The sequence below is a fragment of the Pseudosulfitobacter sp. SM2401 genome (assembly GCF_042932805.1).
Classification (GTDB): domain Bacteria; phylum Pseudomonadota; class Alphaproteobacteria; order Rhodobacterales; family Rhodobacteraceae; genus Ascidiaceihabitans.
On the sequence record NZ_CP170633.1, the window covers coordinates 2,910,027 to 2,922,366 of the forward strand.

At 55.3% G+C, this 12,340-nt stretch carries 9 protein-coding genes; all 9 read right to left on the reverse strand.

Annotated elements, in window-relative coordinates:
- Positions 1-35 precede the first annotated feature (35 nt).
- The 9 genes from ACFIO0_RS14430 to ACFIO0_RS14470 all read right to left on the reverse strand — a co-directional run bounded on the left by ACFIO0_RS14430 (position 36) and on the right by ACFIO0_RS14470 (position 12,336).
- Positions 36-569: a molybdopterin-dependent oxidoreductase gene (locus tag ACFIO0_RS14430; RefSeq protein ID WP_390911097.1), complete on the reverse strand. Its 534-nt coding sequence runs from the start codon at positions 567-569 to the stop codon at positions 36-38.
- A 120-nt stretch (positions 570-689) separates the two neighbouring features.
- The gene (locus ACFIO0_RS14435) at positions 690-2,000 is read right to left on the reverse strand and encodes a hypothetical protein (protein ID WP_390911098.1); all 1,311 of its coding nucleotides are present in this window, start codon (positions 1,998-2,000) and stop codon (positions 690-692) included.
- On the reverse strand, positions 1,997-3,046 hold the full coding sequence (locus ACFIO0_RS14440) for a hypothetical protein (protein ID WP_390911099.1): 1,050 nt from the start codon (positions 3,044-3,046) through the stop codon (positions 1,997-1,999). Before ACFIO0_RS14440 ends, ACFIO0_RS14435 begins: the two co-directional genes overlap by 4 nt.
- Positions 3,047-3,057: 11 nt before the next feature.
- On the reverse strand, positions 3,058-4,455 hold the full coding sequence (locus tag ACFIO0_RS14445) for an MBOAT family O-acyltransferase (protein WP_390911100.1): 1,398 nt from the start codon (positions 4,453-4,455) through the stop codon (positions 3,058-3,060).
- A 24-nt stretch (positions 4,456-4,479) separates the two neighbouring features.
- Entirely contained in the window at positions 4,480-5,076 is a 597-nt protein-coding gene (locus ACFIO0_RS14450) for an alginate O-acetyltransferase AlgF (protein ID WP_390911101.1), read from the reverse strand.
- 10 nt (positions 5,077-5,086) lie between these two features.
- Entirely contained in the window at positions 5,087-6,340 is a 1,254-nt protein-coding gene (locus ACFIO0_RS14455; RefSeq protein WP_390911102.1) for an alginate export family protein, read from the reverse strand.
- Positions 6,341-6,503: 163 nt separating this feature from the next.
- The gene (locus ACFIO0_RS14460; RefSeq protein ID WP_390911103.1) at positions 6,504-7,829 is read right to left on the reverse strand and encodes a hypothetical protein; all 1,326 of its coding nucleotides are present in this window, start codon (positions 7,827-7,829) and stop codon (positions 6,504-6,506) included.
- A gap of 65 nt (positions 7,830-7,894) precedes the next feature.
- Positions 7,895-8,686 carry an endonuclease/exonuclease/phosphatase family protein gene (locus ACFIO0_RS14465; protein ID WP_390911104.1) on the reverse strand — a complete coding sequence of 264 codons (792 nt, stop codon included), beginning with the start codon at positions 8,684-8,686 and terminating at the stop codon, positions 7,895-7,897.
- A gap of 107 nt (positions 8,687-8,793) precedes the next feature.
- Entirely contained in the window at positions 8,794-12,336 is a 3,543-nt protein-coding gene (locus ACFIO0_RS14470; RefSeq protein ID WP_390911105.1) for a hypothetical protein, read from the reverse strand.
- Between the last annotated feature and the right edge of the window lie 4 nt (positions 12,337-12,340).

The window sequence follows — 12,340 nt, forward strand, 5'->3', positions numbered from 1 at the left end:
GTGCCTTTCCAGTGCCATTGGGCATACCCCGCGCCCTACTGAACCGTCACAATCCGGTCCAACTGCCAGATCGAACGCGAGTATACGACCTCTGTACGATATTGCGCGTCATCGTCGTAGGGGTAAACGATCCAAAGTGGCCCTTTTCCACGCGCTGACATTTCGGTACCGTCCATGAAATAGGCAACAATGGGCGCGTTTTCATTCGACCCACCCGTCAACGTGTCGGTGGGGATGTCGACTTTGTAGTCGTTGGACGCGATCGCCTGGATTGACGTGCCCGCCGCCCCAGCATAGTCCAAAACATCACGCAGGCTAACACCAGTGAATTCGATGTTGCCCTCTATCCAGATCGTGGAAGTCGTGAACACTTGGGTTTCAAGCGATTGTAATATTTCCAGGTCCAACGTCACCGTCCCCTTTGCAGCGCCTGCTGTTTCGTGACTCAGGTTGCCCGAAATGGTCAACAACACCTCGCCCTTTGGGGCAGGCAAAGTGTCTGCAAAAGCAGGCATCGACGCAAACGAAATAACAGCTGCTGTGGCGCATAAGGCGTTCAAAAAGGACATGAGTGCTCCGGGTTTTGTGGCGATTTGAAGCCGCAATACCACTGACACGAAAATATCCCCATCACGCAGGGGTATAGTGGACTATACTTTAGTATAGCCCACGCAGGATCCCGCCCGATTTCAGTCAAAGAACCGAACGATTGCAACCTCTTGCGACTTTGCTTTGGGCAAGCGCAATTTGATGCGAACAATCTGGCCTTCTGGAACATCATCCAGTGCAACCGCCCATTTTGTGTGGCGAAGGTCGGCGGATACACGGTCCGTTTTCACAAGCTTGGTCCGGGTTTTGCCCCCCTTAGCGTCGATCAGTTCGACAACCAAATGCCCCGTGTTGGTGTGTTCTGTTTCGATCTCTAACCGGCGTACATCTGTGACCGGGAAACTGTGATCAATACTGATCCAGTCTTTGCCGATACGGGTGTCCAACGTGTCCGCCGGAACCTGTTCGTCATTTGTTTGCAACGCGCCCAGCACTTGACGCAAGCCGTCAACGTGGGTCAACGGTGCGGAATACGGCGTCTCCCAAACCACGGTCTTGTAGTCGCCATTTGCCAATGCACCGCTGCGCACAAAGGCCTCGATTGACCCGACCAATCCACCGCCTGTCACCGCAAAATTGTCGACAGATGCCCCCATCACAAAGGCGAGCGCCCCCGCGACTTGATACGCATCACTTTGGTAGCGATCAGAAAAACTGGTACCAACCAATGCGATCTTATCCAATTCAGGCGCATCGCCCAGCAATGACGTGGCTGATCCTTGCTCGGCGTATTGAGGGGCTGGAACGGTTTCGATGTCCGGGCGCGCGCCGCACACGTCTTTTACGACACCCGCCAAAGACCCTTTTTCCTCGTATGTGGCCGAGCCATCGATCCGCGCCATGCTGTCTGAAACAGACGCACGCCCCATTGCAGCATTCAAATGCGCAACCGACACGCCAGCGCCCATCGGCGTCCAATGCGTGTCACGGGCGAAATAGTAATCTGCGGATGATGCGTCGGCGGCAATCGTGGATAAATCCGGCGCAGTAATGCCTGCCGCATTCAAAGCCGCAATATAGGCACTGAACCCATCGTCCAGATCGGACATTTTGACATCTGCTGGCAGGTCCATCGCATCGATCGCCGATTGGGGCGCAAACAACGGACGTGGCGGAGCGGCCAGTACAACCAGTTCAACACCGTGCTTGTCGAACTCTGCCGTGATGCCGCGCCACAGGATTTCTGCCTCGGCACTGACATCGTATTTGTTCTTGAATTGGTCCTGCCCCACAATCCAACCTGTGGCGACGTCCGAATAAAATGGGCCACGCTTTTGGTACTTTTTGGGAAGTTGATCTTGCGAAATCAGGTCCGCACAATATGGATCCGCATTGGCGGCAGAGCAGGTCATTGCGGCGACCAAGGTCAGTTGCGTAACGATGCGTTTCATTGGTTCATGTCCTTGGATGTGTAGCGCGCAGGGATTTCCCAGACGACAATTTTAGGGGGGGTATTTTGAAAAGTATCGGAAGCTAGAAAGTCCTGCATCGGGCGAAATGGACCCTCGCCAGAGATCGCAAAATTCAGGACATCAGCGCCCAGTGCGTCTTGTAGAAAACCCGCAAAGTTCCACTCTGATTTGGCGCTAAAGCTGGTTCCAACCAAGGCGACGTCGACAGTGATGTCGCCAAACAACCCACCTGCTGCCTCGACGGTGGTTGTGTAGGTATCGATCTGGTTTTGGGCTGGTCCGAATGCTGTTCGCAGAGCACCTGTGGGCACAAATTGCAGCAAGTCTCCGTCAAAATTCACGGTTGGTCCTTGGGTCGTTGTGACTGTTGCAGATGTCAATTCGACATCCAGTCGGGCATGGTGGGCTGCGATCATTTCGGCGACAGCGCGGCTGCCGGTGGGGGACCAATGCGTGTCGTCTTTGATGAAACCACCACCCCACGTCTTGTGCGGAGCAAGGGTGTCAAACGCATCCAGAACGGCCACATTGCGCGCCGCCAAAAGTGACAGCAAATGCGCCCGCCGCGTTACGACCTCCATTGGGCGATCCATCCACAAATGCTCCGGATAGACGTCCGCTTTGTCGGGAACAATCACCGGGATCAGCGTGATCCCCTGCTGTTTTAAAATCGCTTGAACACGGGCAATTTCCGTCGCCGAGCGCGATAGGTTTTCGTAAAAGTTCAAACCGACTTCGAATTCTTCCGCCGTAAAAAGCCATCCGTCTTTGCCGACAATTGCGCCAGGCTCGGCCTGCTGGAAGGCGGCGAATTTGAATGCCCCCATGGCCGAGATCGACATGGTGTTCAACGGGTTCGCTTGGGTGAAGCCAGCCTCGTACATTGACTGGAACGCACCGCTAATAGCACTGTTGGCGCCAGACGGTTTGTCCATAGAGATGTGAGTGCCGAGACCCACAGCGGCCAAGGAAACGACGAACCCGACAGAGGCAAGCATTTGTGATTTTTCATTTAACGACATCATGTTCGTGATCCTTAGAATTGAAAATACAAGAAAGGGGAATGGGTTTGCGCGAGCAAGGCCATGCATGCCACGCCCATCAGCGCAAAGGTTGAGGTCAAGCGCAGTCCAGCGGGCATTTGTATCGTCACGTTTGACAGGCGTTGCCCGAGCACAGCGATGACAGAACCCAACATCAGGGCGGCGATTTCAGTGGGTTGGATTTGCCACGCCGTCGATGCCGACAGTGACCAGCCGTTCAGTCCGATCATGCCTGTGTAAACGTTGATTGCATCGCTTACTGTCGCGGCCCGAAACATCACCCAGCCGATCATCACGACGGTCATGGTGACAGGCCAAGCGATCAGCGTCGGCCAAACGGTGGACTTGGATTTTGCACCCAATGCGCGCTCTGCTGCCAACCAGATGCCGTGCCATGCCCCCCACAAAATGAAGGTCCAGTTTGCGCCATGCCACAAGCCACCGAGCACCATCGTCAGGGCGAGATTAACGTACGTGCGGGCTGCCCCGCGCCGGTTGCCACCCAGTGGCAGGTACAGATAATCGCGCAACCACAAGGACAGGCTGATATGCCAGCGCCGCCAGAATTCGGTGATCGATTTGCTGGTGTAGGGCGCGTTGAAGTTCTCGACGAATTGAAAGCCGATCATCAACCCCAAACCAATGGCCATCGACGAATAGCCGGCGAAATCAAACAGCAACTGGATCGAATAGGCCAAGGCCCCCAGCCAGCTTTCTGCGCCTGTCGGATTGGACAGCGCGAACATCCGGTCAGCCAAAGGCGCGACATTATCTGCGATCAACACTTTCATCGCCAACCCTTGGGCAAAGCGGGCAATGCCTTGGACGAATTTTGCAGGCGTATGCGTGCGCTCCGCGAACTGGTCGGCGAGATCTTTGTAGCGCAAGACCGGCCCTGCAATCAGTTGCGGGAACAGTGATCCAAAAGCCAGAAAATCGATCAAGTTGCGGGCGGGCGGTGCATCTTTGCGCGACACATCCACGATGTAGCTGATCGATTGAAAGGTGTGAAAGCTGATGCCGATGGGTAGGATAATCGCAGGCACAGTGATGTCCGCCCCACCCAAAGCCACCGACAGATCACTTAGGCCCGACATCGCGAACATTGTGTATTTGAAATAGCCCAGAACTGCCAAATCAAAGGTCACGCCGAGGCGCACAGCCCAGGTTTTGACCGCCTGCGTTTGTGCAGTAAATGCAACATGTGCTGCCAGATAGCTGATCGCCGACATGCCAAAGACAACGGCCAAATAATCGATGCGCCACCAGCCGTAAAACGCATAGCTGCCCAACAAAATCATAACGGAGCGCGCAGATTTCGGAGCGGCGTAATACGCCATCAAGAACAAGGGCAGAAACCCGAACACAAAGATAGAGCTGGAAAAAATCATGACGTTGTCCTCTTGGCCAAACAATTATTTCGCGAGTGGCGCAAATTGGTTTTCGATCAGGCGCACGCCGTTGTCATCCGCAACAAAGCTGAGGTTCTGACCACGACGCAGCGCCACATCAAAGGTGGCCAGCGGTGTGTCTTGCCCCACCTTGAACACACCTAATGTGATGGCGACGGGATTGACTTCGCGCAGGGCTGACATGGCGGGATCGACGTTTTCGATCACAGCAACTGACCCGTCGCTCAAGCGCAATTCAAGTGCCGCGTTGGTGCCGTTTACCAGCAACAATGCGACCTTGGATTGTCGGCTGCGCGCGCCCTCGTTGATGATTTGCAGCGTTCCATCGGATGCGCGCAAAATCGATGTGTAGCTGCCTGATGCAATGTCGTTCAATGCCGCGGCGGACACGGGAATGTACTTACCTGCATCATCTGCAACCAGATCAAAGGTAAAGCCCGCGAATGTGGCCGTGTCTTGGGTATCGAACCCCACAAAACGCACAAAACTCGCGTCGGTAGGAAGCGCTTGGGCGTACAAGCTGGTATCGTTCGCAAAGGCGGGTGCGCATGTGTTGGCATAGGCGACACACAGGGCAGAAATTAGGGAAAAACGTTTCATAACAAAGACCTCAGAAGGTTACGGACATGCGCAGATAAACGCGTGTTGCTGCAGATTGATCGACGTAGGCGGGGCCTGGATTAAAATGGCCGACACCAAATTCGACTTTGGATTTTTTGGACGGGCGCCATGCACCAACAAGGCTGACTTCGGTGCCCAGAAAGGATGACATTCCAGTGGTCGCACCAGACAGGCGCGCGTTTGGTCCGCTGCTGGATTTGCTGAGTTGTCCATAGACATGCAGGCCCAGATCCATGGACAATTTGCGTGACGGGCGGATGCCGACAGCCACGGATCCAACCGCCAAATTTGTCAGGTCAGGCTGGAACGCATGGCCGTAGCGATGCACTTGGGTTTGACCGCGATTGTAGGTTTTGTTGGATTGCAGACCGGACTGCTGATAGCCGTCGGACCCTGCGGCAAAGCCGAACATCAGCTGAGGGTTAAGCTTGCTGAACCCGAATTTATGGGTGCCGCGCACATCAAACCCGACGCCTGCGCGTTTGCCATTTGCGGCGTCACCGGCAACCGCCCCAACATTCAATTCGTATGAAAAACGCTGGGACACAAACGCGCTGGCGTAACCGGAAACATGCAACCGATTGTCTGCGCCGTCGTTTTCAACCAACGCCAAAGCACCATACCGGATCTTGTTGTTTACCCGCCCGAGATGCGCCATCAGATATGATGCGTCCGCATCGTCGGTGCCATTGAATGCCGCAAGTTCGGTTACGCGATCTTTGGTTTTATGACCGTAGTGGATGCCGTCGACTGCGGCGTCGGCGACCCATTTGTTCAGATCGGAAAACCGCATGCGTCCAACTGTGATGCGTGCTGCATCGTTCACTTCAAAGGATACAAACGCTTCTTTTGTGGTCCAGCGTGTCGCCAAGTCATAACGGCGGGTGTGGGTGGTTTTAGACCGGGCATCCAGTTCGCCATGACCAAACGCGATCATGCCACGACCCAGATCAACGCGCCCCACAAGCCCAAGATACAAAGCATACTCATCCGAGCGATCATCGACACCATCGTCGCGACGTTGATTGCGTTCGCTTTGAAAACGCGTGCTTAGATAGGCCGAATAGGACACACGCTGTCCAATTTCATGTTTGGTCTTTTTGCGTTTTTCTGCGTCAAACACAGTGGCCGCCGTCAATGGCTTGGCTTTTTTAGAGGCAGCCTCGCCCAGGTTCGGCGCAAGAATTGCTGCGCTGAAAATCGCGGTGGTGGCACATCGTACCAGATTGTTACTCGTCATCATTGCCTCAGTCCTCACACTGAAAGGGATGAGTGATGACTACCTTTGGGCGATGATTTCGAGCAGACCAGCAAAGGGCTACTGTTCAGGCAATTTGCCTAGCGGGACTATTCTTTGGGATAGGAAAGCGGCGTATGGCTAGAGTGAAAAGCGCTTTTTCAACGGTTTACGCGTCTTTCACCCACTCTAACGCGAGCGCGTTTTGCAAGGCGGTAAGTGGCCGTGCCATTTCTTGATCCGTGTTTTTCTGATCATGGGTGTCTTCGCGCCAGTAATCCAAGTGACGAAAACCGGACCCGAGTTCTGGCAAATCAACGGCAACATCCGAGATGCCAGAGCCAAAAACAGGTGCAACAGGGCCGCCAATGGGATCACCCAAAACAAACTTGCGTACAGGAAAATAGATGTTCGTCCAGCGTGTCGCCGCAAATGCAGAGCGGTGATTTAGCAATTCAATCGAACGGAAACTTCCGCCCTGAATGCTGTATTTCCTCAAGAAGCCAAGTCGGCTGGAATTGTGCTCCAGCCGTGGTGGACAGGCCGACAATTCGCCTGCACTGATACGGTCATCAAAGTCCTCTTTGCTTTGCGCCAAAATAAGATCGGCATGTGCAAGTGGGCTGCCCAGCGTTATAAAATCGCTGATGCGCCACGGATTTCCAACGGTTTTTTGCTCCTCGAAAACGGCGGATTGAAGCGTGGGGATCGCGCGCATTTCATTGTCTTTTATAGCTTGATACAGCGCTTTTTTCGCATTTCCTCGTGGTTTATTCCGGCGTTTGTGCGTCTCATGCATGCGAAACCAAAGATGCTGCAAAATGTCATAGCCGATCGCGCTGCCCATGGAATGGCCGCACACAACAATCCGGTCATATCGGCGATGTGATTGGTGCAATTGATCCAGAAATTCGACGCCCAGCGCACGGACTTCATTGCGCGATTTAACGTTCTTTGGATGCGGATCAAAATACCGGGACACATCGGAAATCGTGCCTCGGTACAGGCTGGACAGTTTGAAACCCACGCCTCCGACCACCAGCGCGACAATCGGCATTGCTGACAGTTTTCCGTAGATCGTGCCAACCGGAAACACCCAAGCCACCAGCAAAGCCAATGCAATCACAACCGCAAACACAGCAAACCCAGCGTGCTTGATCCGCCGGAACCGATCTGGCAGCAAACGCGTGTCGCGGCCAAACAATCCGATGAACCAAGCCGGGAATGTAGGCTCTTGGGTGGGGTCAGCCAAATGCGCCCAATACAGTTCATAGACGTCTGTTTGCGGCCGTGATCTGGACCCGCCCAAGGTCAGCATTCGGTGTTCGAACCCGGCCGAAATCGTATCCGGTTTCGTCCAGACAATCCGCTTGGAATCTTCGGGGCCAAAACCTGACAGCGCTTTGACAAATCCACGCAGCGTGTCCATCGGTCGCTGCTCGCCGATCCCGTGGATAATGACCACAGCTTGTCGTTGAACGTCCTTGCTTGCCATGCTTCACCTTTTAAATAAGTCGTTCCTAAAATGGGTTGCGTACGAATGTGTCGGAGCGCGAAAAATTATAACTCCAATACCAACGGGCAATGATCTGACACTTCTGGATCACGAATAACCTGAAAGTCCCGAACAGCGTTTTTGCGATTGATCAGCATATAATCTGCGAACTTGCCCGGCTTTTTGTAGTGCGAATTGCGCGTCGTCTCAAAGCCTCGATCATTTACCAGTTCGACCATGCCGGCGTTGGTTAAAATGCTCAGCGTTTCGCTATCTGGTTCGACGTTAAAGTCGCCGCAGAGCACCGACAGATCACCCGCCTCAGAAACTTGCCGGGACAAACATAGCAATCGATGTGCTTGGGCGGCGCGGTCTGGCGTGTCCATCTTGCCATTCAAATCCCGAAGGCCGTGCATGTGCGTGACGCTGACGGGCTGCCCCGTTTGATGATCATACACCCGCACCCCATGCGCGCTGCGTGAACGCGGATGATCACCGTATCCGTCTGGCGAATATTCTTTGTGAACAAAGCCTTGGATCTGGCCAATGATCGGAAACGATTTGTGAACAAACGTGGCAAGCCCCCAATATGACGGCACCGAAACATCATCATCCCACAGCACACCCTGCGCCGCCGGACAAAATGTGGCGACATGATTTGGCAGCGCGTTGCAAACATCACGAAAGAAATTCGCGCGTTGTGCCAGCACGTGATCACCGTCGCGGTAGGTCAGCCAATCCTTGTCAGACGCGGGGCTGTGCACCACTTCTTGCAAGCACAAAACGTCGGGGGCGGCATCTGCCACATAGGGCAGCAGATCACTGTACAGTTTCCCGCCCCACCCATTCAAACACATGATCTGCAACTGTTTATGCCCCAAACTGATCCATCACCGTTGATGTTCACCGTTGCGGGCGCAAAAAGCAATATCGGCGCAGTCATGCTGCCGCCTTGTGTCAGGCCTTAGAATTTGGCGATCAGGTTGATAAACATGCCGCGGTCGTCATACGTCAGGTCCGTCAAATCATCCGAGAACGAGCCAAAGTTATAGCCAAGTCCGACTTTGAAGTTGTTGCCCAAATGACGATAGGCGGCACCCAAGACACCAAAACTGTCAAACCCGCCTTGTTCCGCCTTTAGGTAGCGCCCCTCTAGCAACACGTCCCATTTGTGGGTCAGGTGGTAGCGCCCGTTGATGACGGCAAGATAAGCGTTGTTGTCCGCAAATGCGGCTGTTGAATTGGGCGAGCTGCTCGAAATCCGCGCACCGATTTTGGCACCGATGGTCCAACGTTCGTCGAGATCATAGGATGCATCCAGCGATAGAACATGGCTTTCCTGACGTGGCCCCAGCGTGTCGGTGCCGTCGATCGTTTGACCGTACATATCACGCAAATACCGGTAGCTGAACAGCAGGTTCAGTTTGTCGTTGTTGATCGGGCGGTAGGCATATCCCAGCCCGACCTCGGCGTATTCACCGCTGCGCACCGTCACGCTGTCGGTGTCCGTGTCGGCAACATCCAAGGTAAAGACCAAGCGGCGCTCTTCGTCGATCTTGTAGTTTGCCGTGCCCGTCAGCAAGAATGTCGTCGCATCGCGCAGTGATCCCGCCTGCACGCCTTTGTCTTGGCGCACTTCAAAGCGACCCTTGGCGCTGAGCCCTTTGTCGTTCTTGAACCGCACCCCAAAAGACAACGCGCGGCGTTCAAAATCACCTGCGGGGTCTTGGATGCGACCCAGTTCAAACGACGTTGCGTAGGTCAAGAATTCGTTCGGGCGATATTCGACACCGTAGTTCGACGTCAACGAACGATGCTGCCCAAACATATCGTAGGTGTTCTCACCAAACACATCCGCGTTGTCAGACAAGGCACGTGTCCCACCTGCAACGAAACGCCCCTCATCGCGACCGGACAATGTCAGCGCATTTAATTCGCGCCCCGGCAACAATTCGTAGCCGACGTACGATGTGGTGCGGGCATCGCGTTGGTGGTTCAGCAACAGACGGGCACCAAGCCCCTGATCCCCGTCCGAAATCTCACCGCTGATCCGCGTGGTGTCATTTAGCGCGATATCGGCACCTGCGCCGATGCGGTCATTGTCGCCAATGTTCCCCGAGGATTCCACCGTCGCCTGCCCAAAGACGAACCATTTGAAATCGTCACTTTCGGTAAATGTGACGCGCACCGCTGCGTCCGTCCGGCTGCCTGTCAGGGCTGTGCCACCAGTATTTTCGCGCTCCAGATGCTCGACCCCGAAATCCCACGTCACCCGTTCGCTGGATTTGTAAGTGACTTCGATCCCGCCTTCGCGGTCCCGTTTGGGGGCCACTGCGCTGTCTTTGAAACTATCGAGGTAGACGCGCCATGACACTTGTTCGGTCGGGCGGACCTCTAGTAAAAAGCCGTACAGATATTCGTCGTTTTGAGTTTGATAATCGAGGGTCGAAAAGCCGGCGGTGCGTTTTTCACCGTAAAACGACAGGGTGCCCGCCGTGTTCAGCCCGATTTCTGTCAGATCAACTTGCCCGGCGATGCGCCCGGCCGACCCGCTGCCACCCGTCGCATTGGTGTTTGTCACGATCAAACCACCGTCCGCAGACAACGAAGACCCGAAACCCAATCCGTCCGTGCGCCCGTATTCAACATCAAGGAACGATTGATCGCTGATACGGTATCGCACATCGACGCCATAGGCTGTTTGGTCGGCGACATCTGTCTGCTCGATCAGACCCGTCACCCCGATCCGCACGGCCTCCGAAACCCAAGCTTCGGCACGCGCACCGTAGCTAAGCCCATCCACCTCGCCCACCGTGGGCGTGTATTCATACTGTACCACAAGGCGCACGGAGTTTTCACCGGACGCATCGGTGACAACTGTGCCGCCGCCGATTGTGCTGCTCAGGGGGCCGGACAAAATGACCAGACCTTGCAGGTAGTTAATGTCGTAATCGCGCCCCGGTGTCAGGGCGGTTGTGCGGATCAAAACACCTGTGTTGGCGTCCCGAACTTCGACACTGACAGTTTCACTGCCCAGCCCGATATCTTGGCGTTGCAGAAAATAAACCGACCCGCCCGTGCCCACAAAAATGTCGCGCCCCGGCAAGCGATCAGGCTGGGCCGCGTAGCCTTCAATCCGGACTTTGCTTTCGCCGTGCGTGGTTTGTTCAGGCGACACATAGACGCCTTGCGCGCCGTACAACGAACGTTCGTTGCGCAAATAATAGCTGCCGTCGATCGACGACTTGTAGGTCCCCCACAACAAGTGACTGCCGTTCTTTTCCGTGCGAATGTAGAAACGTCCACGCGACGGCGCGCCGTCTTCGATCGTGCTGTCGTCACCGTAGGTCAGGTACCCGAGGTCTTCGTCCAGACGACGCAGCGCGTGGTAGGGATCTTTTTCGTCGAGGTTGCGGAAAATGTCGCTCAGGTCTTCTTCGGTGGTGTCGACGCTGGCGGTCACGGTCCAGCCATTGCGGGTCTTGCCATGCGCATACCCCGAGATCCGGCCGTACGAGAAATTCTTTTCAAATGTGCCGCCAGCCGCCGCCGCGCCACCGTCAAATCGACGCCCGAATGTCAGATCAACCGTGCCCACGTAGAACCATTCTTTGTCCGGAATGGTGACTGCGCGTTCCAGATAAACCGGCTCGCCTGCCCCGGTGATTTGCACGTCCACGACTGTGTCACCGGATGGCAAGATACGTTGCACAACGAAACTGCCGTCCGGGTCCGGGGTGATATTTGTGCCCAAGGTGCGCACCGTCGCATCACGCGCGACGCCCGATCCAAAAACCGTGACCGCGCCACCGTTCACAGGAATGCGCCGACGGGCGGTAAAATCTGTGCCCTCTTCGACATCATCCGTCAGCCCACGATCAGCGGGCCGGTTCAGCGCCACAGGTGCCGTTTCATCATAGCGGCCATTGGCGTCGTAAACGCGGTGCACCATGATCAGCGTATCACCTGCAGGTAGTGCAAATTCGGCCGCCCCATTGGGATCGACCGGCACCGTTAAAACAGTGCGTGGCCCACCAGGAGCCGTGCGATCAATCACCAACAACTCGCCACGCACAACAAAGGCCGGATAGTTCAGACGGCTTTGCGCGCGCACTGTGTCGCCCACGCGCAACCGCGTCGGTGCGTCTTCGATTTCGACGTCAAGACGCGGTTCAGCCCCTAACCCGTCAAAGGTGACACGTACGTCGGCTTCGGCCAGCGCTTTGTCCGCTTCACGCGTGATGTCCTCGACCCGCTTGTCACCCGCAACCGGTGTGCCATCGATCGAGATCAGAAAACCGTCCGGGCCTGTGTTCGGCGTACCGCTGTCGAATTCGGTGTTTGCGCCCGCAGGAATACGCACAACCAAACCGGCAGAATCGTATTCGCAATCCACAGGCAGCAGGCCACCCACCAGATCGCAATCACCTGTCGCCGCATTGACGTGTCCACCGCACACAGCTGTCAGCAGCGTTGCGGAGATCAGGAATTTTGTCGACTTACCCATACTC